The sequence below is a fragment of the Streptomyces sp. NPDC000229 genome (assembly GCF_040300825.1).
Lineage (GTDB): Bacteria > Actinomycetota > Actinomycetes > Streptomycetales > Streptomycetaceae > Streptomyces.
The window spans coordinates 1-21,478 of the sequence record NZ_JBEPEL010000054.1 but is presented as its reverse complement, the minus strand read 5'-3'; the positions used below and the strand labels follow the sequence as shown (position 1 = coordinate 21,478).

Below are 21,478 nucleotides of genomic sequence, written 5' to 3'. Positions count from 1 at the left end.
AAGGATCAGCAAAGGGGTCAGCCGTCGAGGGGCTTGACCCAGCGACTCCACTCGGGCTGCGGGGCGTAGCCCGCCGCCCGCCAGGCGCGGTGGGCGAGGTCGTTGCGGTCGAGGACCATGGCGTCGACGCGCCGCCCGCCGAGGCGTACGAACCTCTCCTCGGCCGCCGCGAGCAGCGCCGCGCCGATGCCCTGGCGTCGGCGGTCCGGGTGGACGGCGAGCCGGTAGAGGTGACAGCGCCACCCGTCGAAGCCGGCGATCACCGTCCCGGCGAGCTCTCCGGCCTGCTCGGCGAGGATCAGCGCCTCGGGGTCCCGGGCCACCAGCCGCTCGACGCCTTCCTGGTCGTCGCTGATGCTGGCACCCTCGGCCGCGATCTTCCAGAAGGCGAGGACGGCGTCGACGTCGGCCGGCGAGGCGGCCCGTATGCGGAGATCATTCATGGCCCCATCATCGGACCCCCACTCGGCCGGCAGGGAGCCGCCCCGGTCGTGCTGCCCGCGCCGTGCCCGGCCGTCGTCGTCAGGGCCTGGACTGGCGCAACGCCCCGCCGCTCACGCAGTGCCGACTCGTACCGGGCCGGCCACGGGCCTGCCAACTCCTCGATCCCCTCGCCGAGGTGTGCACGGGAGACGCCACAGAAGGCAAGAGGGGGCAAGGCCGCCCGGGCAACCACTCCTTCAGCCTCGAAGAACCCGTGCGACCGCTGTCATGCCACGGCCGTGGAAGCCGGCCTCGCGGACCGAACCGAGGCCGTCGCACCGTCGCAGGTCAGGCTTTCGCAGGAGTGCTCGCCACCGCCCCCGGCGGGCGCATCATGAAGACGTCGATCGAGTCCTGGGCTTCCACGACGAATCCGTGGCGCTCGTAGAGCCGACGGGCAGCACCGCCTTGCAAGACGTTCAAGCCCACGGTCATGCCCTGCGCGTCCGTTCGCTCCAGTACCGCGCGCAACACAGCGGATCCGATCCCTCGGCCCTGATGGTGCGGAGCAAGGTAGAAGTGCTCCAGCCACTGCCTGCCTTCGGCGGGCCGAACCGTGACGCATCCCGCGAGTTCACGGTCGATCATGATGATCGACGTGTGCTCTGGGGAGAAGGAGTCCCGCAGCCGCTGCCGTACCCGGTGCTCGTCGTAGCGCCCAAGGCGTTCCAGGTCCGCACGCATGACAGTGGCCCGCAACTCCGCGATCACCTCGATGTCCGCTGCCACCGCGGAACGCAGCACCCAACCCGCGGGGGGCGTCGGCGTGGTCCGCGCAGGCACTGCCATGTCCGGGCGCGTACCGGCGCTCCCCATCACCCCAGCATCCATGGCCGGAGTATCTCAGTCCGCCTGATCTGAACAGGCACATGGGCCTCTCGGCCCGCACCACCCCACTCCACCCCAGCTGCCGGTTCCCTGGCCCGATCCTGCAACCCCGGTTCAGCCAGGCCGGTGCCCAGCCAGTCGTGGTGGAGGCGGTGTTCCGGCAGAGACGGTACGACTGCGGCGGAACGCGGAGTCGGCCGGAAACCGGCCTTGCTGGTGCTAGCGCAACCGCGCTAGCGTGATGCTGTGGCGAAGACCCAGCTGAACGTACGCGTCGAAGAGTCCACCGCCGAGGCCGCCCGCCGCCGGGCGCAGCAGCGGGGTGTCAGCGTGAACCGGTACATCGAGGAGCTCGTCCGGCAGGACGCGGGCGAGGCGGGCCGCACCTTCGTGGAGGCCGCGGCCGATTTCATGAAGCAGTACGAGGCCGTCTTCGCCGAGGAGTTCGGCACCCCGGACCGCCGTACGCCCGAGAAGCGATGACGTACGCGGCGGGGAAGCGCGCGACCGGGGCGGGCGCGCTGCTCGTATGAATCTCTCGATCGACCTCGCCTGGCTCCTCATGGTCGCCGAGCAGGCGACGCCGGGCGACCCCCAGGTCACCGACTGGGGCGCACTCGTCGCCGCCGTGAGCCGGCACGACGCGGACGTATTCGGTGTCCCCGTCTACGGTGACCCGTACGCCCGGGCCGCCGCCCTCCTGCAACTGCTGCTGCACGTGCCCGCGCTGGAGCACTCCAACGCCATGTACGCCTCCGCCGTCGCATACGGATACCTCGTCGCCTCCGGGCTCAAGGTGGCCACGTCCCCCGAGAAGGTCAGGGACTTGGCCCGGCTGGTCAAGGCGGGCGACGCGGGCGTCCACGCCATCGCCGCCGAGCTGCGCCGGTGGAGCCGGTGACCCCTCTCGTCCGGGATCATCGGTAGCCCTCCGTGCACCCGGGCGCGCCGTTTCGTCGCGGAGGAGCGCCGAGAGGCGAGCGCCGACCAGGTGTTCCGGTACGCCGGTTCCGGCGGCCGTGGCGGCACGTCTCGTGCCCCGTCCAGTACGGCGACCGGCCCGTTCACGAACCGGCCCCCGCAGCGCGTCGACCGTGGCGAAAAGTTCCTCCTGCCCGTTCGGCACGGGGCGTCACCTCCAGGAACAACCACCCTGGTCGAAACGCACGCCGCGCCGAACGCGGGACGCACACGGTCAGTGCACGGACAGGCCGCCGTCCACGAAGAGCGCGTGCCCGGTGACGTACGCGGAGGCGGCGCTCGCCAGGAACACCGCCGCCCCCGCGAAGTCGTCCGCCACACCGTTGCGCCCCACCATCGTGCGCGCGGCCAGCGCCGCGACCGTCTCCGGGTCCGCCTGGAGCCGTGCGTTGAGCGGGGTCAGCACGAAGCCCGGCACCAGTGTGTTGCACGTGACGCCGAACGCCGACCACGCCTCGGCCTGCGAACGGGCCAGCGACTCCAGGCCGCCCTTCGAGACCCCGTACGCGCCGCTCTGCACGAACGCCCGATGCGCCTGCTGCGACGTGACATGGATGATCCGCCCGAAGCCCCGCTCCGCCATGCCCGGGCCGAAACGCTCGCCCAGCAGGAAGGGCGCCTCCAGGTTCACCGCCATCGTGGCGTCCCAGACGTCCTCGCCCACCTCGCCCATCGGCGGCCGCAGGTTGATCCCGGCGCTGTTGACGAGGATGTCGGGTTCCCCGTACACCCGGGCCGCCTTCTCGGCGGCCGCCCGCACCCCGCCCCGGCTGGAGAGGTCGCCGCTCACCCATGCGGCCCGGCACCCGTCGGCGACCAGCTCGTCGACCGTGGCCGCCAGCTCCGCCTCCCGGCGCGCGACGATCACCACGCTCGCTCCCGCCCGGGCGAGGGCACCCGCGATCCCCTTGCCGATCCCGGAGCTGCCTCCCGTCACCAAGGCGACCCGGCCGTCCAGCGAAAACAGGTGCGAGAGGTAGGCATGCGACGTCATCCCCGCACCCTAATGCGCGCGGCCAGAGCCCTTCGCCCCCGGGTGAACGCTCAGGCCGGCCGCCGCGCGACCCCGAGGACACAGCACGACGTCGGCATCCAAGGACCCTTCTCCGGGATCCGGAGCCGGCGGTACGAGCCGATCTCGAACCCGGCCGCCTCGATCGCGGCCAGCGGGTCCCGTGCCGTGTGACAGCCCCCGAAAAGCAGCGGCCACACGGTGCGGTCCAGTGCCCGCTGAGCCGTCGCGGCGGCCCGCCCCCGGGCCACCTCGTGCTCGAAGAACCGCAGTTCGCCGCCCGGCCGCAGCACCCTCCGCAGCTCTCCGAGCGCCCGCGGCAGGTCCCGTACCGAACACAGCACCAGCGACGCGACCGCCGCGTCGAACGCCTCGCTCTTCACCGGCAGCGCCTCCGCCGCGCCCGGCACCACGTCCACCGGCACGTCCGCGCGCAGCCCCGCGCCGGCGGCCAGCTGCCGCAGCCGCCGTTCCGGCTCGATCGCGACGACCTCCGACACGGCACCCGGGTAGTGCGCGAAGTTCAGCCCGTTGCCCGCGCCGACCTCGATGACCCGGCCGGAGAGCCCGGCCAGCAGCTCTTCCCGGTGCGCGGCGACGCCGCCCTTCGCGTCCATGGCGACGCTCACGCGTGCGTAGAAGCGGGCGAACAGCGGGTGGTGGACGGTGTCCCGCATCGCGGACCTCCTGGGAGAGGGGCCAGGACCAGACACCGTCAGTGTCCCCCCGTCAGCCGCTCACGAAGCAGAACTCGTTGCCCTCGGGGTCCCGCAGCACCTGGAAGTCGCCCTGGTCGTCCGTCACGATGCCGCCGACCCGCACCGCGCCGAGCCGCACCGCCTCGGCCGCGGCGGTGTCCACGGCGCCCGCCTCCAGGTCCAGATGGAGCCGGTTCTTGGCGGCCTTGCCCTCCGGTACGCGCTGGAAGGCGATCCGGACGAAGCCCGGAGGCTCCACGTACGACCAGTCCGGGCTCCGGTCCACCGGCTCGCCGCCCAGCAGCGCGGCCCAGAAGCGGACCAGCGCCGCCGGGTCGGCACAGTCGAACACGATCTCGCTGACGACAGCTCGCATGATCAGGAGCGTACGGCCGCGGCGAACGCCTCCGCATCCCAGGTGCCGCCGAGCGCCGGGGCGAGCCACTGTGCGGCCCGCGCACGGAAGGCGTCCACCGGCAGCGCCGCCGCGCCCGCGGGCACCGCGCCCAGCAGCGGCGCGCCCGCCACCTTCGGAAGGTCCGTGACGTTGCAGCGCTCCGCGAGGCCCGGCTCGTCGGGCCAGCTGCCGACCACCACGCCCGCCTGCACCAGCCCGCGCGCCCGCAGCGCCTCGGCGGTGAGCGTCACCATGTTCAGCGTGCCGAGCCCGGCGGGCGCCACCACCAGTACCGGCGCGCCCAGCAGCCGGGCCGCGTCCGCGAGGGTGCCGCCCTCCTCGTCGTACCGCACGAGCAGCCCGCCCGCTCCCTCGACCAGCACCAGGTCGTGCTCGTCCGCCAGCTTGCCCGCGGCGTAGGCCACCTCGTCCGGCCCGACCGGTGCCATCCCGGCCCGTCGCGCGGCCGTGTCCGGCGCCAACGGCTCGGGGAACCGGGCCAGTTCGACCGGTGTGACCCCGTCCCCGGCGAGCCGTACGACCTCGTCCGCGTCGCCCCGCTCGCCCGGCGCCACCCCGGTCTGCGCGGGCTTGAGCACGGCCACCGACCGTCCGGCCGCCCGTGCCACCGAGGCGAGGGCCGCCGTGACGACCGTCTTGCCGATCTCCGTGCCCGTACCGCTGACCACCAGTACCGTCATCTCAACCCTCCCGTGCCGCCGCGAGCACCCCGCGGCAGATCCGTGCCACGTCCTCGTCACCCGTGACGTACGGCGGCATCACGTACAACAGGTCCCGGAACGGCCGCAGCCACACGCCCTCGCGCACCGCCGCCGCCGTCGCGGCCGCCATGTCGACGGGGTGGTCCAGCTGGACGACGCCGATGGCACCGAGCACGCGCACCTCGCGCACCCCCGGCAGCCCGGCGGCCGGCGCCAGGCCGTCCCGCAGCCCCGTCTCGATCCGCTTGACCTCCTGCTTCCAGTCCTGGCCGAGCAGCAGGTCGATCGAGGCGCACGCCACAGCCGTGGCGAGGGGGTTGCCCATGAACGTCGGCCCGTGCGCCAGCACCGGCACCTCGCCCCGCGAGATGCCGTCCGCCACACGGGTGCTGCACAGCGTCGCGGCCAGCGACAGGTAGCCGCCGGTCAGCGCCTTGCCCAGGCACATCACATCCGGCGCCACGCCCGCGTGCTCCGCCGCGAACAGGGTGCCCGTCCGCCCGAAGCCGGTCGCGATCTCGTCGAACACCAGCAGCACGTCGTGCGCGTCGCACGCCTCCCGGAGCACCCGCAGATACGCCGGGTCGTGGAACCGCATCCCGCCCGCGCCCTGCACCACCGGCTCGACGATCACCGCCGCCAGCTCGTCAGCGTGCCGCGCGATCGCCTCCCGCAGCTCCTTGGCGTACGACTCCTCGTACGCGACCGGCGGCGGCCCGGCGAAGACCTGCCGCGGCAGCGCCCCGGACCACAGTTCGTGCATCCCGCCCTGGGGGTCGCACACCGACATCGGCTGCCAGGTGTCCCCGTGGTAGCCGCCGCGCCAGGTCATCATCCGCTGCTTGGCCGGGCGGCCCACCGAGCGCCAGTACTGCAGGCACATCTTGATCGCGACCTCGACGGACACCGAGCCCGAGTCGCAGAGGAAGACGTGCCGCAGCGGTTCCGGTGTGATCTCGACCAGCCGGGTGGCCAGCCGCACGGCGGGCTCATGGGTGAGCCCGCCGAACATCACGTGGCTCATCCGGTCCAGCTGGCCGCGCACCGCCTCGTTGAGGACCGGGTGGTTGTAGCCGTGGACGGCGGACCACCACGACGACATGCCGTCGACCAGTTCGTCCCGCCCGTGCGCCGGTTCGGCGAGCCGCAGGCGGACCCCGGAGGCGGATTCCACGACGAGCGGGTCCGTACGGCCGGGCATGGGGCCGTACGGGTGCCACACGTGGGCCCGGTCGAGGGCGATCAGCTCGGCGGCGTCGAACTCACGCATTGGGGGCGAGGTCGGTTCCGGCGCCCCGGCGGCGTACGGCGACCAGGTCGGTACGGGCCTGCTCGGCCGTCGCGGCGGGTGCGGGCTCCTCCGAACCGCACACCGAGCCGGAGCCGCAGCCGCCGCCACCGGTTCCGCAGGAGGTGGCGTCCGCGCGGTGCTCGGGCAGCGTCGTGGTGTCCGTGCCCTCCACCTCGAAACCGGCGTCCGCGATCATCTCCAGGTCCGCCTTGCCGGCCTGGCCCTCACTGGTGAGGTAGTCGCCCAGGAAGATCGAGTTGGCCAGGTGCAGGGCCAGCGGCTGGAGCGTACGCAGGTGCACCTCGCGCCCGCCCGCCAGCCGGACCTCCACGTCCGGGCAGACGAACCGGACCATCGCCAGGATGCGCAGCGCCCGCTGCGGGGTCAGGTTCCACTCCTTGGCCAGCGGCGTGCCCTCGAAGGGGATGAGGAAGTTCACCGGCACGGAGTCCGGGTCCAGCTCGCGCAGCGCGTAGACGACGTCGACCAGGTCCTCGTCGCTCTCGCCCATGCCCGCGATCAGCCCGGAACAGGCCGACAGGCCCGCCGCGTGCGCCTTTTGTACGGTGTCGACCCGGTCCGCGTAGGTGTGCGTGGTCGTGATTTCCCCGTACGTCCCCTCGGACGTATTGAGGTTGTGGTTGTACGCGTCGGCCCCCGCCGACCGCAGCCGTTCCGCCTGGCCGTCCGACAGCAGCCCGAGGCACGCGCACACCTCGACGCCCTCGTTCTCCTCCTTGATCGCCTCGATGGTCTTCGAGACGCGGTCCACGTCCCGGTCCGTGGGACCGCGGCCGCTGGCGACCAGGCAGACCCGCTTGGCGCCGCCCGCGACGCCCGCGGCGGCCGCCTTGGACGCCTCCTCCGGCTTCAGCCAGGTGTACTTGAGGATCTCCGCCTTCGAGCCGAGCCGCTGCGAGCAGTACGAGCAGTCCTCGGGGCACAGGCCGGACTTGAGGTTGACCAGGTAGTTGAGCTTCACCCGCCGTCCGAACCACTGACGGCGTACCTTCCCGGCCGCGGCCACCACATCGAGCAGCTCGTCGTCCGAGGTCGCCAGCACGGCGAGCGCTTCTTCGCGGGTCGGCAGCTCGCGCCGAAGCCCCTTGTCCACCAGCGTGTTCAGCAGGTCCATGACGCAGATCCTGGCCTACGGCACGGCCCGGGGCCAAGGAGGAACTCCACAGGAGAGCGGGTTTCGAGTGTGTGTATAACCACACTCCGGGAGCACCCGACCACTATTAGGGTCTGTTCGCTGTCTACAAAAGGGAACCGGACATGCCCCAGGCTCCGCTCGACCGGCCGCTCGCCCCGCCCCTGGCCCCGCCCCATGGCTCGCCCTTCGACTGGATCGACACCGAGGCGCGCCGCCGCGCCGACGCCGGCCTCGTCCGCACGCTCCGCCCGCGACCGGCCGTGCCGGACCTCCTGGACCTCGCGAGCAACGACTACCTCGGCCTCACCCACCACCCGGACATCACCGCGGCGGCCGCCGACGCCGCCCGCCGCTGGGGCGCGGGCGCCACCGGTTCGCGGCTGGTGACCGGCACCACCGAACTCCATGCCGAGCTGGAGCGGGAGCTGGCCGCGTTCTGCGGTTTCGAGGCGGCGCTGGTGTTCTCCTCCGGGTACGCGGCCAACCTCGCCGCCCTGACCGCGCTGAGCGCCCGCGGCTCGCTGATCGTCTCGGACGCGGGCAACCACGCCTCGATCGTGGACGGCTGCCGGCTCTCACGCGCCGAGACGGCGGTCGTCCCGCACGCCGACCCCGACGCGGTCGCCAAGACCCTGGACGCCCACGCGGGGCGCCAGGCGCTCGTGGTCACGGACTCGGTCTTCTCCGTCGACGGAGACGCGGCGCCGCTGGCCGGATTCGCGGCGGCGTGCCGGGCGCACGGCGCGGCGCTGGTGGTCGACGACGCGCATGGCCTCGGCGTGCTGGGCGAGGGCGGGCGCGGCGCGCTGGACGCGGCCGGTCTCGCGGGCGCCCCGGACGTCGTCGCCACGCTCACCCTCTCCAAGTCCCTGGGCAGCCAGGGCGGAGCGGTCCTGGGGCCGGCGCGGGTGATCGACCACCTGGTCAACGCCGCTCGCACGTTCATCTTCGACACGGGCCTCGCCCCGGCCGCCGCGGGTGCCGCGCTGGCGAGCCTCGGGCTGCTGCGCGCCGAGCCGGGGCTGGCCGGCCGGGCGCGTGCGGTGGCGGCCACCCTGCACGCCCGGCTGACCGCCGCCGGACTGACCGCCGTGCGGCCGGACGCCGCCGTCGTCTCCGTACGCGCGCCGTCGCCGGAGCAGGCGGTGAAGTGGGCGGCCGACTGCCGGGCCGAGGGTCTCGCCGTGGGGTGCTTCCGGCCGCCGTCGGTGCCGGACGGCATTTCGCGGCTCCGCCTCACCGCCCGTGCCGACTTGACGGAACGTCAGGTGGAAGAGGCGGTCGCGACGATCCTCCGTACGGCACCCGTCCCGGTCGGCTGACCTCCTTCAGGACTTCAGGACTTCAGGACTTCAGGGCGGAGACGAAGGAGGCCCAGGCCGTCGCGGAGAACCGCAGCGGCGGCCTTGCGGTGTTCTTGGAGTCGCGTACGGCCAGCTGCGCGGGGCCGAGGCGGGCGGCCTCGACGCAGTTGTTCATGCCGACGCTGCGGCTGCTGCGCCGCCAGCGCAGGCCGTCGTGGTGTGCGAGGTAAGCAGACATGGGGGGTGCCTCTCCCTACGCGCCGTCACCGATCCCGGCGATGAGGTCCGATGTGTCCTCGGGCGACAGGGCGAGCGCCTGCATGGTGCGGAAGGCGGCGCCGTACGCCTCGAGGTCTTCCGTGCGTTCGAGATAGAGGCTACTCGTCAAGTGGTCAAGAGCAACCACATCCAGATCAGAAATGTTCGGAAAGGAGAAGATAACGAAAGGGCCGGAGAGCCCGACGTACCCACCCGTGGAGAACGGCAGCACCTGAAGCCGCACATGAGGCAACCGCGCCCACTCCAGCAACCGCCGTAACTGCTCCCTCATCACCCGCGGCCCACCCACCTGCCGCCGCAGCACCGCCTCGTCGAGCACCGCCTCCAGCCGTAGCGGAGGATCGGCGCGCAGTACCTCCTGCCGCGCGATCCGCACCCGCACCAGCGAGTCGACCGTCGCCGCGGGAACCCCGTCCAGCGCCGCACGCGTCACCGCCCGTGCGTACTCCTCGGTCTGCAACAGGCCCGGCACCACCGAGGTCTCCAGCGTGCGCGCCGTGCACGCCTGTGCCTCCAGGCTGATGAAGTCCTGGTACGGAGGCGGGAGCACGCCCCGGTACGCATGCCACCATCCCGCCCCGCCACCGTCCGCGGCCGCTCCCGCCAGTGCCTCCAGCAGGGCCCGCAACCGCGGGTCGTGAACGCCGTAGGCGTCGAGCAGCCGTGCGACGTCCGCCGCCGTCACCCCGCTCGCACCCGTCTCGATCCGGCTCACCTTCGACTGGTGCCAGCCCACCAGCCGTGCCGCCTCGCGGCTGGTGAGGCCGGCGGCCAGGCGCAGTCCGCGCAGCTCCTCACCGAGCTTGCGCCGACGCACCGCCGGGCCGTGCCGAGCGCCTCGCATGACCGCCTCCTCCCGCAGCCGGGCCAACCCCTCAGTCTGCCGCCCAAATCCGGTCTCGCGTCGCAGGGTTCACCGCTTCGAGCGACAGATATATGCATATCTTGGGGGATCGCCCCCAACAGGGGCGACATAAGTGGCAGTCTGGCGCGAAGCACAATCCGAGGCCGTCCTCACAAAACATCCGGTACGTGTCGGAGTCCGGCCCCGGTGGGAAAGGGACAGCGTCGCCATGGCAGACCATCAGGAAGCATCCGTCACTCTGCCGAGCGATCCCGCCTCGGTCTCCACCGCCCGGAGATATGTGGCGGACGTCCTCGCGGAATGGGGCCTCCCCACCGAGGCCGAAACGGCCGACACGGTACGGCTGATCGTCTCGGAACTCGCCACCAACGCCGTCCAGCACACCTTCGGCCAGTCGCCGACGTTCACCGTCGACGTACGGCTGGAGCGCGACGAGCGGCTGCGCATCGGAGTCACCGACAGTCACCCGCGCTGGCCGCAACGGCTGCCCGCCGCGGTCCAGCAGGACAACGGCCGCGGAATGGTCATCATCCGCTGGCTCACCGCGGAGTGCGGTGGCCGCCTCTCGGTCACCCCGACCCCGGAAGGCGGCAAGACCGTCTGGATCGCCCTCCCCTGGACGGTCCCGGTCCAGACTTGACCCTGCCCCGCCGCCGGCCAGGACGCGGCCGTCCGCCTGAGGGCGTCCGCCGGGGCCCGGCCTCTGCTCCCGGCCGCACCAGCCCCGCCGTGCACCCGCGCCCCGCCCTCCGGGACCTCACCCGCCGAGCCCGGTCTCGCGCCCGCACCTGAGGACCGCCGCCGCCGTCCGGGACCTGACGCCCAGGGCATGACCGCCCGCCCCCGCCGCCGGGCCCACCGCCCCGCCCTCGACGCCGGGACCGTCCGTTCCGCCGCCTGTGCCCGGCGCCCGGCCCGGAGATCGTCCGTTCCGCCCCCTGCTCCCGTCGAGTCCCAGCACGCCCGTGCGCGGTCGTCCTCGCCCTCGTGGGGTTCCCGGCCGTCGCGCTGGTGGTCGACCGGCTGGGGCGATGGCTGCGACGGCCGCGTACCGCCAGGGCCGTGCAGGGCGTCACCGGCGGCGGACTCGCCGCCCTGTGTGTGTCTCTGCTGGTCGCTCCGGTGGCCGGGCGCTGAGTCGACGCCGTACGAGGCGGGGGAGGAACCCCCACAGGCCCGCGCAGACCAGCAGGGTGAAGCCGCCCGCCGCCAGGCCCTCGGGGCGGCCGTGCACCACATCCACGACCAGCGACACGGAACAGGTCAGCGCCAGGGCGAGGACACCGAGCCCGATCTTCGCCAGCCGGGACGAGACGGCCACGATGCGGATCTTGGCGCCCTGCTGGAAGAGCGTGCGGTGCAGCGCGGCCGGGGCGGTGAGCAGGACCGTCGCCACGACCGAGAGCAGCAGCGTCACGACGTACATGCCCCGCTGGTAGGAGTCGAGCAAGCCGAAGCGGGGCATGAACGCCAGGGTCAGAAGGAAGGCGAACAGGATCTGCACGCCGGTCTGGGTGACGCGCAGTTCCTGGAGCAGCTCGGCGAAATTGCGGTCGGCGCGCTCCAGGGGCGTCTCGTTGCGCGCGGTGCGGGGGCTCTCGCCGGACATTTCCGACGAGTACCCCCGCACCACGGCTCATGCACGCGGGGTCACGGGAGGATCAGCGGACCCGTCCGTACCAGACCGACTTCGACCAGATCTTGTCCAGCTTCACCACCGACCCCGACTTCGGTGAGTGCCAGATCTTGTTGTTACCCGCGTAGATACCCACGTGGTAGACGTTGCTTCCCCGATGGAAGAAGACCAGGTCGCCCTTCTGCCGGCTGGAGGCGGAGATGTGGCGGGTCTTGTTGTACTGCTGCTGTGCCGTGCGCGGCAGTGTCTTGCCGGCCTTCTTGTACGAGTACAGCGTCAGGCCGGAGCAGTCGAACCGGGACGGGCCCGCCGCTCCGTACTTGTACGGTGCGCCCTTCTTGGACGCGGCGATGTTCAGCGCCTTCGTCGAGTACGCCGGGGCGGCCTGGGCATCCGACACGGCGCCGGGCGCCAGCATCGGGCCACCGACGGCGGCGAGGGTGAGTGCCGAGACGGCACCCGCCCGGGACAGCAGAGACGGGACATGAATCTGCGCGGTCATTGCGCAACCCTTCGTCAGCCGCCTGTGAAGGATGACCTGTCGGGTTCGGACTGGCGAAGTTGCCCGGCCGCTGACGCGGCTTCACCCCAAGGGCGACCGATGGGACGTACATCGTTCGGTCACCCGTACTGCTCGGGTCCTCCACTCCTGCCGATCCACTCCTGTCGACCAGTCATCCGGAACGGCGGCAGGACTCGGCGTCCGCCCGGACCGCCCCGCCGCGGCGGCGGGGGCTTGTCGTCGTGAGGGATCTTGACCCATGTCGAGGGGAAATTCCGAGTCGAAACGGCCGTTTGTGAGGCTCCTCACGACTGATCCGTTCGGGTGGACAGGGTGGATTTGGTGCCCGGCGGCGAGACATCGACGATCCCCGCACCAGCGGCGGAAGGTGATATTCCGCCAGATGTGTACACCTGCTGCGCAACTCGGGTCGTACGAAATTCGTCCGGTTGCGTACGCTGAACGAGGGACCGGTTCTCGTACTCCTGAGCCCATTCGGGGGAGAGCTACGTCGGCCCCACGCCTCGATTCTGAGGCACCGTCACGCGTCCCGCGCGCCGTTCGCCGTCAAGCACCCGCAATGCTCGCGCCAGCGTATGGGCATGCACGTCGCTCTCGCCGCGCTCGTGCATCGACGTCAGGGCGTCGCGCAGCGCCGTCGCACGTCCGACGAGGGCCTGTGCCGCGCGCAGGGCGCTGTAGGTGTGGGTGGCGCGCGCCGGGTTGATCCGCCCCAGGAGGTCGACGACCTCGAGTCAACTGTCGACGAACGCGCATTCGGCTCGGGTCAGGGCGGGGAGCGGCGGGGGCTCGGACGGCGGCCCGATCGGCTCGGGCGGCTCGGGTGACGGCATCGGTCACCGCCTGCGGTTGGCGACGACATGGTCGACCAGGCCGTACGCCACGGCGGCGGCCGCGTCGAAGACCGTGTCGCGCTCCAGGTCGGCGTCGATCCGGTCGCGGCTCTGGCCGGTGTGGCGGGCGAGCATGCCGGCGAGCTGGTCGCGCAGCCGCAGCAACTCCCGCGCGTGGATGTCCAGGTCCGACGGCTGCCCGCGCAAGGGCTCCTCCGTCGCGGGCTGCTGGACCAGCACGCGCGCACCCGGCAGGGCCATCCGCTTGCCGGGGGCTCCGGCGGCGAGCAGGACGGCGGCGGTGGACGCGGCCTGGCCGATGCAGGTCGTCTCCACGTCGCACCGGACGGCCTGCATCGTGTCGTAGATGGCCGACGCGGCGCTGAGGGGCCCGCCGGGGGAGTTGATGTAGAGCGAGATGTCCCGGTCGGGCGCGGCGTGTTCCAGGTACAGGAACTGCGCGATGACGTCGTTGGCGGCGGTCTCGTCGATCGGGGTTCCCAGGAAGACGATCCTCTCCTCCAGGAGCTTGGAGTACGGGTCGAGCGTGCGGCTCCCGGCGCTGGTGCGTTCGGTGAACTCGGGCAGGACGTAACGCGCGGTACGGATCATGACCGTGCCCCCTTGATCTCTGCAAAAAATGTACAGGATGTACAGGCCGTTATGATGGGAGCATGGCCTACGAGATTCCGGTGACGCAAGCCCGGGCAGAGCTCGCCGATCTGATCAACCGCGTCGTCTACGGCGGTGAACGCGTGGTCGTGACCCGCCACGGCAAACCGCTCGTGGCGTTGGTGTCGGCCGCTGACCTGGAACGACTCGAAGTGGAGCAGGCGGCGGAGGAGCAGGTGGTACGTACCCTCTCCACCGTCCGCGACGTCCCGTCCTCCGCTCCGGGCGAACAGGGCCGCTTCGGCATCGCCGCCGAGCACCGCCCGGGCGGTCCGCAGCTGCCGGGCCACTGACGAAAGCAGCGGGGGGAGCCGCCGTGGCTCCCCCCGCTGCGGTGGGTCATCCCGCTGTCGGTCAGTACAGCGACCGGTAGTTCTGCCAGCCCGTGGCGATGGTCAGGGTCGCCCCGAAGGAGCCCTTGCCATCGCCCTTGTTGCGCAGCAGCTTGCCGTTGGTGTCGCGTGACAACAGGTCGGGCAGCCCGTCACCGCTGATGTCGCCGACCCCGATGATCTCGGAGCGCCCGGCGCCCCAGTCCTGGAACAGCAGCTGCCGCGGCTTGAACGTGCCCTGCCCCGTGCCGCTGTACCGCCACAGCTCACCGGACGAATCGCGCGCGAGCAGGTCACCGTGCCCGTCGCCGTCGACGTCGCCCGCGCCGATCAGGCGGTACCCCGTCCAGCCGGTGCCGACGCGTACCGCCGGGTCCAGACCGCCGGCCGCGTTCGCCTTGTACAGGAAGAGGTAGCCGGTCGTGGTCTGCCTCGCCAGCAGGTCCGGCAGGCCGTCGCCGGTGAAGTCACCGGGCGCGGCGAAGTGGTCGAAACCATTCCAGCCCGTACCGATCTGCACGTGCGGGGCCGCGGCGGAGGACGGGGCGAAGTCGCCCTCGCACTTTCCGCCGCTCCGCCACAGCTTGCCGTCCGTGGTCCGCAGCAGCATGTCGTCGCAGCCGTCGCCGTCGATGTCGCCGAACGGGATGAAGCGGGTCGCCGGGTCCCAGGGCGAGCTCGACCAGTCCCCGCCGGCGGCGCCGATGCGGTGTGCGGCCAGCTTGCCGCCCTCGGTCATGGAGTAGTACTCGCCCAGGCCGTCACCGTTGGCGTCGCGGTGGGCGGTGCGCCCGCCGAGGACCTGCGTGGTGCCGCGGCTGACGACCTTCGGGCCGGTGCCGTCGCCCAGGTCGGTGCTCAGCTCCCAGTGGTGCGGCCGGCTCACGGCGGGCCTGCCGTCGGCGCCGAGGCCGTCCCAGCTGGCGCGGATCGCGGCGCCGTCGCGGTCGGTGCCCGCGATCTCCCGCACCGTGTTGCCGTAGGCGTCACGGAAGGTCAGCTTCCAGGACGCCACCGGGCGACTCAGCCGCCACAGCCCGGTCCACGGCGACGGGGAGGCCGCGCGCAGGTCGACCGACGCCGACGTGTGCGTGCCCAGGACCGCGAGCGGCGAGCGCGGCACGGTCACCGCGGGGACCCGGATACGGCGCGCCTCGTCGACGTACGCGACGTGTCCGCCGAACCTGTCGACCGTCCACTCGCCGATGGACGGCCGCTGTGCGAGCACCGTCTCGGGCGCGGGCTGACCGGCTCCCTGGTGGAAGTCCTTCAGCACCAGCCGGGTTGCGTCCGGATCGGCGTCGTCCTTCCAGACCACGAAGCCGTCGCCCAGCTGTGCCGCCACCGGCACCGGTATGCCGCGCCCCTCCGTGCGGTCCCACACCCCGGCGCGGCGCTCGGCGTAGCACCCCCAGTACAGCCAGCGGCCGACCGCCTGGAGGTCGTTCGGCACGCATGCGGAGCCGATGTTGATGTCGGCCGACTCCGTCTTCTGGCGCAGGTCGTACGACCTGACCGTGCCCGTCGTGGTCCCGGGCTTCCACAGCGTGTCACCCCAGACGGCGGCCGTGCTCCCCGGCACGGAGTGGGATGCCGTCCCGGTCTCGGCCGCGTCGAAGGTGTCGACGAGCAACCCTGGCCCGTCGGCGTTCCTGACGACGATGTACGGACCGGACGCGCCCACCACGTCGTCGTACGGGACGTACGAGGTGACGTGGATCTGTTCGGCGGGCACCTTCCCGCCGTTGGCCTCGTGGTAGGCGACCGGGTGGTCGAGTGGGGTCCGGTATCCCACGCGTCCGTCTCCGAGCGCCCACAGGCGGGAATCGAACTCGGCGCACGAGTATTCGCCGCCCGCGCCCTCGCACGGATAGTCCATGTAGAAGTCGCCCTGCACCAGCCGCCGGGGGCCGGGCTCCGGGCCGCCCGAGGTCGGCAGGTCGTACTCGTACAGGCCGCGTGTCGTTCCGGTGTCCGCCCAGCCCACCACGGTGAGCCGGCCGCCGCCCAGGGCGATTCCCTCCGGGCTCCCGGTGCCGCTGAGTGTTCCGAACGTGATGACGGCCTCGCCCCCGTCCGTCGCGGCGGGTGCCGCCGCGACGGACGGGGCTGGAACGAGCCCGCCCACCGCCAGTGCGACGACGGCGAACCCGACGGTTCTCGCCGTACGTCGTCTCCTGCGGATGGTCATGTCATGCCCCCCTCTGGTTACGTGATCGCCTGAATCCTAGGGCCGGCCCGCCGACGACCGGTCCGTATAAGACCCGGGGCGGGACCGGGGGAGCCCACGAGGTCCGCGGGGCCCCGATGACCATGGGCCGGCAAAGGGGCAGTTAACCTGCCGGAAAAACTTCTGCCCGAGATTGAAATATCTCTGCGCCACACTCGTTCCCGCAGGTCAACAGAGTGTTGAAGCCGGATAGGGTCCCGCTGCGCCCGGGATCACATCGGGCGGGAGACAGTGAGGTGAAACGTGCAACTGACCCCGCACGAGCAGGAACGCCTGCTCATCCATGTCGCCGCCGACGTGGCGGAGAAGCGCAGGGCACGCGGCGTGCGGCTCAACCACCCCGAGGCCGTCGCCCTCATCACCTCCCACATCCTGGAGGGCGCCCGCGACGGCCGCACCGTCGCCGAACTCATGGTGTCGGGCCGCAAGGTGCTCAGCCGTGACGACGTCATGGACGGCATCCCCGAGATGATCCACGACGTCCAGGTCGAGGCCACCTTCCCCGACGGCACCAAGCTCGTCACCGTCCACGACCCGATCCTCTGACGGGACAGGAGCGCCGCCGATGATCCCCGGAGAGATCCTTTACGCGGACGAGCCCGTGCCCCTCAACGAGGGCCGCCCCGTCACCCGCCTCACCGTCCTCAACGCCGCCGACCGGCCCGTCCAGGTCGGCTCCCACTACCACTTCGCCGAGGCCAACCCGGGCCTCGACTTCGACCGTTCGGCCGCGCACGGCCTGCGGCTCAACATCGCCGCCGGGACCGCCGTACGCTTCGAGCCCGGCATCCCCGTCGACGTCGAACTCGTACCGCTCGCCGGGCTGCGTGTCGTCCCCGGCCTGCGCGGACAGACCGGAGGCCCCCTCGATGCCTGAGCCCAGCCGCGCCCTGCTCGACCGGGCCGTCTACGCCGACCTTTTCGGCCCCACCACCGGTGACCGCATCCGGCTCGCCGACACCGACCTGCTCGTCGAGATCGAGGAGGACCGCTCCGGCGGCCCCGGACGCGCGGGCGACGAGGCGGTGTTCGGCGGCGGCAAGGTGATCCGCGAATCCATGGGCCAGTCCCGTACGACCCGCGCCGAGGGCGCTCCCGACACCGTCATCACCGGCGCCGTCATCATCGACCACTGGGGCATCGTCAAGGCGGACATCGGCATCCGCGACGGCCGGATCACCGGCATCGGCAAGGCCGGCAACCCCGACACGATGGACGGCGTCCACCCCGACCTGGTCATCGGCCCGGAGACCGAGGTCATCGCCGGCAACGGCAAAATCGTCACCGCCGGTGCCATCGACGCGCACATCCACTTCATCTCCCCGACCATCGTCGAGCAGGCCCTCACCTCCGGCATCACCACCCTCGTCGGCGGCGGCACCGGACCCGCCGAAGGCACCAAGGCCACCACCATCACGCCCGGTCCCTGGCACCTCGCCCGGATGTTCCAGGCGCTGGAGACGTACCCCGTCAACATCGGCCTGCTCGGCAAGGGCAACACCGTCTCGCGGGAGGCGATGCACTCCCAACTGCGCGGCGGTGCCCTCGGGTTCAAGATCCACGAGGACTGGGGGGCCACCCCGGCCGCCATCGACGCGTGCCTGAGGGTCTGCGAGGAGACCGGCGCCCAGCTCGCCATCCACACCGACACGTTGAACGAGGCCGGGTTCGTCGGCGACACCCTCGCCGCCATCGCGGGCCGCACCATCCACGCGTACCACACCGAGGGCGCGGGCGGCGGTCACGCCCCCGACATCATCACCGTCGTCTCCGAGCCGTACGTCCTGCCCAGCTCCACCAACCCCACCCGGCCGCACACCGTCAACACGCTCGACGAACACCTCGACATGCTGATGGTCTGCCACCACCTCAACCCGGCCGTCCCCGAGGACCTGGCCTTCGCCGAGTCCCGCATCCGGCCCTCCACCATCGCGGCCGAGGACATCCTCCACGACCTGGGCGCCATCTCGATCATCTCCTCCGACTCCCAGGCCATGGGCCGCGTCGGCGAAGTGATCCTCCGGACCTGGCAGACCGCACACGTGATGAAGAAGCGCCGGGGCGCACTGCCGGGCGACGGCCGCGCCGACAACCACCGCGCGCGTCGCTATGTCGCCAAGTACACGATCAACCCGGCCGTCGCCCAGGGCCTCGACCAGGAGATCGGCTCCGTCGAGACGGGCAAGCTCGCCGACCTCGTGCTGTGGGAGCCGGCCTTCTTCGGCGTCAAGCCGCAGACGGTGATCAAGGGCGGGCAGATCGCGTACGCGCAGATGGGCGACGCCAACGCCTCCATCCCCACGCCCCAGCCGGTCATGCCCCGCCCCATGTTCGGCGCGCTCGGCACGGCGGCCGCGGCCGGGTCCTTCAACTTCGTCACCCGGTCCGCCCTCGACGACGGGCTGCCCGAACGGCTGGGCCTCACCAAGGAGTTCACGGCGATCACCAGCACCCGGGGCGTCACCAAGGCCGACATGCGCGAGAACGACGCCCTGCCGCGCGTCGAGGTCGACGCCGACACCTTCACGGTGACGATCGACGGCGAGCCGGTCGACCCCGCGCCGGCCGCCGAACTGCCCATGGCCCAGCGCTACTTCCTCTTCTGAGGACACTTCTCGATGACACGCGCCGCACTTCTCGTCCTCGCCGACGGCCGGTTCCCCGCCGGTGGTCACGCCCACTCGGGCGGCGCCGAACCGGCCGTCAGGGCGGGACGCATCCGGGACGCCCGCGACCTGGAGGCCTTCTGCCGGGGCCGCCTGCACACCGGCGGGCTCACCTCCGCCGCCCTGGCCGCCGCGGCCGCCCTCGGCCACGACCCGGCCGCGCTCGACGAGGCCGCCGACGCCCGTACCCCCTCGCCCGCGCTGCGCGCCACCGCCCGCAAGCTCGGCCGCCAGATGCTGCGGGCCGCCCGCGCCACCTGGCCCAGTGCCGAACTGGACGCGCTCGCCCGGGCGTTCCCACGCGGCACGCACCAGCCGGTCGTCCTCGGCCTGGCCGCCCGAGCGGCGGGCCTCGCCCCCGAGGACGCCGCGCACTGCGTCGCGTACGAGACGGTCAGCGGCCCCGCCACGGCCGCCGTGCGCCTGCTGAGCCTCGACCCCTTCCAGGCCACCGCCGTCCTCGCCCGCCTCGCGCCCGACATGGACCGGGTGGCCGAGCGGGCCGCACAGGCCGCCCGTGCCGGCATCGACGCGCTGCCCGCCGCCTCCGCCCCGCTGCTCGACATCACGGCCGAGCAGCACGCGACCTGGCCCGTACGCCTTTTCGCCTCGTAACACCGATTGGAGCTCCCCGTGCACCTCGACCACACCCACCACGGCCCCGCCGCCGTCAGCGCCGACGCCCACCGCCCCGACGGCACCCGCCGCGCGCTGCGCATCGGCCTGGGCGGTCCCGTCGGCTCCGGCAAGACCGCCACCGTCGCCGCCCTGTGCCGGGAACTGCGCGACCAGCTGTCCCTCGCGGTCGTCACCAACGACATCTACACCCGCGAGGACGCCGAGTTCCTGCTGCGCAACGCCGTCCTGCCACCGGAGCGCATCCAGGCCGTGGAGACCGGCGCCTGCCCCCACACCGCGATCCGCGACGACATCTCCGCCAACCTCGAAGCCGTCGAGGACCTGGAGGACGCGGTCGGCCCGCTCGACCTCATCCTCGTCGAGTCCGGCGGTGACAACCTGACCGCCACCTTCTCCAAGGGCCTCGTCGACGCCCAGATCTTCGTGATCGACGTCGCGGGCGGTGACGACATCCCCCGCAAGGGCGGCCCCGGCGTCACCACGGCCGACCTGCTCGTGATCAACAAGACCGACCTCGCCCCCTACGTCGGCTCCGACCTGGAGCGGATGGCCCGCGACGCCAAGGAGCAGCGCGGCGACCTGCCCGTCGCCTTCACCTCCCTGACCGGCGAGGAGGGCGTCGGGCCCATCGCCGCATGGGTGCGCGCACAGCTCGCCGCCTGGAACTCCCGCGGATGAGCGTCCACGCCACCGCGCGGATCGTGGCCACCCCCGAGGGGCTGTCCGTGCTGGCGAGTGACGGGCCGCTCGCCCTGCGCCGCACCCGCGCCACCGGCCCGTACACCCGGGTCACCGTCGTCGGCGCGATGACCGCGCCGCTCGGCGGCGACCGGCTGGCCGTCGAGGCGGAGGTACGGGACGGGGCACGGCTCACCGTCGACTCGGCGGCCGCCACGGTCGCCCTGCCGGGCCGGGACGCCGGCCACGCGTGCTACGACGTGCGCCTGACCGTCGGGGAAGGAGCGGAACTGCGCTGGCTGCCGGAGCAGCTCGTCTCCGCGCACGGCTCCGACCTCCGGATGCGTACGACGGTCGACCTGGCGGCCGGCGCCCGGCTGGTGCTGCGTGAGGAGCAGGTCCTCGGCCGTCACGCCGAGGAGCCCGGCACCCTCACCACCCGCCTCACCGTCCGCCGCGCCGGACGCCCGTTGCTGGACCAGGAACTGGCCTACGGTCCGGGGGCGCCCGGCGGCTGGGACGGGGGAGCGGTGCTGGGAGGGCACCGGGCCGTCGGTCAACTTCTCGTGGTGGACCCGGACTTCGACGGGAAGCCCGCCGAGTCCCGGCTCATCGGGGACACCGCCGCGCTCACACCGCTCGCCGGGCCCGCCGCCCTGGTGACGGCGGTCGCCCAGGACGCCCTGAGCCTGCGGCGCGTCCTGGACGAAACGCTGACGGTGCTGGCGCCCCGGTGACGGCTCGCGTCAGGCGCCGACGTACCAGCTGAAGCCGCCCGAGGAAGCGGCGACGGCCAGCAGGATGCCGAAGATCACCAGGTCGACGATGCCGAGGACGATCGCTGCCTTCGCCATGCCCGCGCCGTTCTTGACCGGCGCCTGCTTGAGGCCGACCGCACCGAAGATGATGGCCAGCGGCCCGAGGATGACATTGAGGAACAGGACGCCGATGATGCCGCAGACGAGCCCGGCGATGGCGAGACCGTTCGTACGGGACTGCGCCTGCCCGTGCGTACCGCTGGTGCCGTAACCGGCCATGACAACTCTCCCTGCTCGGGGTGGACTTGTGAACGTCCGTGTTGCCCGATGTGCCGGTCCCATGCCCGCCGCGTGAGAACTCCGTGCCGGTCGGTCTGCTCCGCTCCGCGCCGGCCGCCTCCGGGGCGCCGGTCCTCGCGCCGACTCGCCTCCGCGCCGGCCGCCTCTGGGGCGCCGGTCTTCGCGCCGGGGAGCCCGACTGTCGCCGCCGGCCTC

At 72.4% G+C, this 21,478-nt stretch carries 26 protein-coding genes, 1 pseudogene and 1 riboswitch; of the genes and pseudogenes, 11 read left to right on the top strand and 16 right to left on the bottom strand.

The features are described from left to right. Positions 1–17: 17 nt before the first annotated feature. Together ABT360_RS23835 and ABT360_RS23830 are read right to left on the bottom strand one after the other, a co-directional pair. Positions 18–443 (bottom strand): GNAT family N-acetyltransferase, encoded by a 426-nt coding sequence (locus tag ABT360_RS23835; RefSeq protein WP_351819990.1) that lies wholly within the window; start codon positions 441–443, stop codon positions 18–20. A gap of 328 nt (positions 444–771) precedes the next feature. After that, positions 772–1,314 carry a GNAT family N-acetyltransferase gene (locus ABT360_RS23830; protein ID WP_351819987.1) on the bottom strand — a complete coding sequence of 181 codons (543 nt, stop codon included), beginning with the start codon at positions 1,312–1,314 and terminating at the stop codon, positions 772–774. Between the two features lie 243 nt (positions 1,315–1,557). Here ABT360_RS23830 and ABT360_RS23825 point away from each other — a divergent pair, with 243 nt between their 5' ends. Together ABT360_RS23825 and ABT360_RS23820 are read left to right on the top strand one after the other, a co-directional pair. Further along, entirely contained in the window at positions 1,558–1,794 is a 237-nt protein-coding gene (locus ABT360_RS23825; protein WP_351819984.1) for a toxin-antitoxin system HicB family antitoxin, read from the top strand. A gap of 46 nt (positions 1,795–1,840) precedes the next feature. Continuing rightward, entirely contained in the window at positions 1,841–2,212 is a 372-nt protein-coding gene (locus tag ABT360_RS23820) for a fic family toxin-antitoxin system, toxin component (RefSeq protein ID WP_351819982.1), read from the top strand. A 294-nt stretch (positions 2,213–2,506) separates the two neighbouring features. On the opposite strand, the gene ABT360_RS23815 is transcribed toward ABT360_RS23820, so the two are convergent. Genes ABT360_RS23815 through bioB form a run of 6 tightly spaced genes read right to left on the bottom strand, consistent with a single transcriptional unit; the run spans position 2,507 to position 7,547 of the window. Continuing rightward, complete coding sequence (locus tag ABT360_RS23815; RefSeq protein WP_351819979.1) at positions 2,507–3,286, bottom strand: SDR family NAD(P)-dependent oxidoreductase; 780 nt, start codon at positions 3,284–3,286, stop codon at positions 2,507–2,509. A 50-nt stretch (positions 3,287–3,336) separates the two neighbouring features. Then, the gene (locus ABT360_RS23810) at positions 3,337–3,981 is read right to left on the bottom strand and encodes a class I SAM-dependent methyltransferase (RefSeq protein ID WP_351819976.1); all 645 of its coding nucleotides are present in this window, start codon (positions 3,979–3,981) and stop codon (positions 3,337–3,339) included. Between the two features lie 52 nt (positions 3,982–4,033). Then, complete coding sequence (locus ABT360_RS23805; protein WP_351819973.1) at positions 4,034–4,378, bottom strand: VOC family protein; 345 nt, start codon at positions 4,376–4,378, stop codon at positions 4,034–4,036. Between the two features lie 2 nt (positions 4,379–4,380). Beyond that, entirely contained in the window at positions 4,381–5,100 is a 720-nt protein-coding gene (bioD, locus tag ABT360_RS23800; RefSeq protein ID WP_351819970.1) for a dethiobiotin synthase, read from the bottom strand. A 1-nt stretch (position 5,101) separates the two neighbouring features. Then, positions 5,102–6,391: an adenosylmethionine--8-amino-7-oxononanoate transaminase gene (locus ABT360_RS23795; RefSeq protein WP_351819967.1), complete on the bottom strand. Its 1,290-nt coding sequence runs from the start codon at positions 6,389–6,391 to the stop codon at positions 5,102–5,104. Continuing rightward, complete coding sequence (gene bioB / locus ABT360_RS23790) at positions 6,384–7,547, bottom strand: biotin synthase BioB (protein WP_351819964.1); 1,164 nt, start codon at positions 7,545–7,547, stop codon at positions 6,384–6,386. Before bioB ends, ABT360_RS23795 begins: the two co-directional genes overlap by 8 nt. Before the next feature lie 143 nt (positions 7,548–7,690). Here bioB and ABT360_RS23785 point away from each other — a divergent pair, with 143 nt between their 5' ends. Further along, the gene (locus tag ABT360_RS23785) at positions 7,691–8,890 is read left to right on the top strand and encodes an 8-amino-7-oxononanoate synthase (RefSeq protein WP_351819961.1); all 1,200 of its coding nucleotides are present in this window, start codon (positions 7,691–7,693) and stop codon (positions 8,888–8,890) included. 22 nt (positions 8,891–8,912) lie between these two features. Here ABT360_RS23785 and ABT360_RS23780 read toward each other — a convergent pair whose 3' ends face one another. Together ABT360_RS23780 and ABT360_RS23775 are read right to left on the bottom strand one after the other, a co-directional pair. Next, positions 8,913–9,110, bottom strand: a complete 198-nt coding sequence (locus ABT360_RS23780; protein ID WP_351819959.1) for a DUF397 domain-containing protein — start codon at positions 9,108–9,110, stop codon at positions 8,913–8,915. Between the two features lie 15 nt (positions 9,111–9,125). Next, positions 9,126–9,995 (bottom strand): helix-turn-helix domain-containing protein, encoded by an 870-nt coding sequence (locus ABT360_RS23775; protein WP_351819956.1) that lies wholly within the window; start codon positions 9,993–9,995, stop codon positions 9,126–9,128. 229 nt (positions 9,996–10,224) lie between these two features. Between ABT360_RS23775 and ABT360_RS23770 the strand changes: the two genes are divergently transcribed. Continuing rightward, complete coding sequence (locus tag ABT360_RS23770; protein ID WP_351819953.1) at positions 10,225–10,656, top strand: ATP-binding protein; 432 nt, start codon at positions 10,225–10,227, stop codon at positions 10,654–10,656. Between the two features lie 432 nt (positions 10,657–11,088). On the opposite strand, the gene ABT360_RS23760 is transcribed toward ABT360_RS23770, so the two are convergent. The 4 genes and pseudogenes from ABT360_RS23760 to ABT360_RS23745 form a co-directional block, all read right to left on the bottom strand. Further along, positions 11,089–11,625 (bottom strand): DUF6328 family protein, encoded by a 537-nt coding sequence (locus ABT360_RS23760; RefSeq protein ID WP_351819951.1) that lies wholly within the window; start codon positions 11,623–11,625, stop codon positions 11,089–11,091. A gap of 52 nt (positions 11,626–11,677) precedes the next feature. Next, the gene (locus ABT360_RS23755) at positions 11,678–12,154 is read right to left on the bottom strand and encodes a C40 family peptidase (protein WP_351819948.1); all 477 of its coding nucleotides are present in this window, start codon (positions 12,152–12,154) and stop codon (positions 11,678–11,680) included. Between the two features lie 4 nt (positions 12,155–12,158). Further along, positions 12,159–12,331: riboswitch (cyclic di-AMP (ydaO/yuaA leader) on the bottom strand. Positions 12,332–12,660: 329 nt separating this feature from the next. After that, positions 12,661–13,008, bottom strand: a pseudogene (locus ABT360_RS23750) (hypothetical protein). Positions 13,009–13,011: 3 nt separating this feature from the next. Further along, complete coding sequence (locus ABT360_RS23745) at positions 13,012–13,620, bottom strand: ClpP family protease (RefSeq protein WP_351819945.1); 609 nt, start codon at positions 13,618–13,620, stop codon at positions 13,012–13,014. Between the two features lie 62 nt (positions 13,621–13,682). Between ABT360_RS23745 and ABT360_RS23740 the strand changes: the two genes are divergently transcribed. Continuing rightward, complete coding sequence (locus ABT360_RS23740; protein ID WP_351819942.1) at positions 13,683–13,973, top strand: type II toxin-antitoxin system Phd/YefM family antitoxin; 291 nt, start codon at positions 13,683–13,685, stop codon at positions 13,971–13,973. A gap of 61 nt (positions 13,974–14,034) precedes the next feature. On the opposite strand, the gene ABT360_RS23735 is transcribed toward ABT360_RS23740, so the two are convergent. Continuing rightward, on the bottom strand, positions 14,035–16,203 hold the full coding sequence (locus tag ABT360_RS23735; protein WP_351819939.1) for a VCBS repeat-containing protein: 2,169 nt from the start codon (positions 16,201–16,203) through the stop codon (positions 14,035–14,037). A gap of 282 nt (positions 16,204–16,485) precedes the next feature. Here ABT360_RS23735 and ABT360_RS23730 point away from each other — a divergent pair, with 282 nt between their 5' ends. The 6 genes from ABT360_RS23730 to ABT360_RS23705 are packed head-to-tail and all read left to right on the top strand — an operon-like array spanning position 16,486 to position 20,962. Continuing rightward, positions 16,486–16,788: an urease subunit gamma gene (locus ABT360_RS23730; RefSeq protein WP_351819936.1), complete on the top strand. Its 303-nt coding sequence runs from the start codon at positions 16,486–16,488 to the stop codon at positions 16,786–16,788. A 19-nt stretch (positions 16,789–16,807) separates the two neighbouring features. Continuing rightward, positions 16,808–17,119, top strand: a complete 312-nt coding sequence (locus tag ABT360_RS23725) for an urease subunit beta (protein WP_351819933.1) — start codon at positions 16,808–16,810, stop codon at positions 17,117–17,119. Next, a complete protein-coding gene (locus tag ABT360_RS23720) occupies positions 17,112–18,848 on the top strand; it encodes an urease subunit alpha (protein ID WP_351819930.1) in 1,737 nt (578 codons plus the stop codon). The genes ABT360_RS23725 and ABT360_RS23720 overlap by 8 nt, the downstream gene beginning before the upstream one ends. Before the next feature lie 12 nt (positions 18,849–18,860). Then, entirely contained in the window at positions 18,861–19,523 is a 663-nt protein-coding gene (locus tag ABT360_RS23715) for an urease accessory protein UreF (RefSeq protein ID WP_351819927.1), read from the top strand. A gap of 18 nt (positions 19,524–19,541) precedes the next feature. Further along, positions 19,542–20,225 (top strand): urease accessory protein UreG, encoded by a 684-nt coding sequence (gene ureG, locus ABT360_RS23710; RefSeq protein WP_351819924.1) that lies wholly within the window; start codon positions 19,542–19,544, stop codon positions 20,223–20,225. Beyond that, positions 20,222–20,962: an urease accessory protein UreD gene (locus ABT360_RS23705; protein WP_351820063.1), complete on the top strand. Its 741-nt coding sequence runs from the start codon at positions 20,222–20,224 to the stop codon at positions 20,960–20,962. The genes ureG and ABT360_RS23705 overlap by 4 nt, the downstream gene beginning before the upstream one ends. Positions 20,963–20,971: 9 nt before the next feature. On the opposite strand, the gene ABT360_RS23700 is transcribed toward ABT360_RS23705, so the two are convergent. Beyond that, positions 20,972–21,262, bottom strand: a complete 291-nt coding sequence (locus ABT360_RS23700; protein WP_351819921.1) for a DUF4190 domain-containing protein — start codon at positions 21,260–21,262, stop codon at positions 20,972–20,974. Between the last annotated feature and the right edge of the window lie 216 nt (positions 21,263–21,478).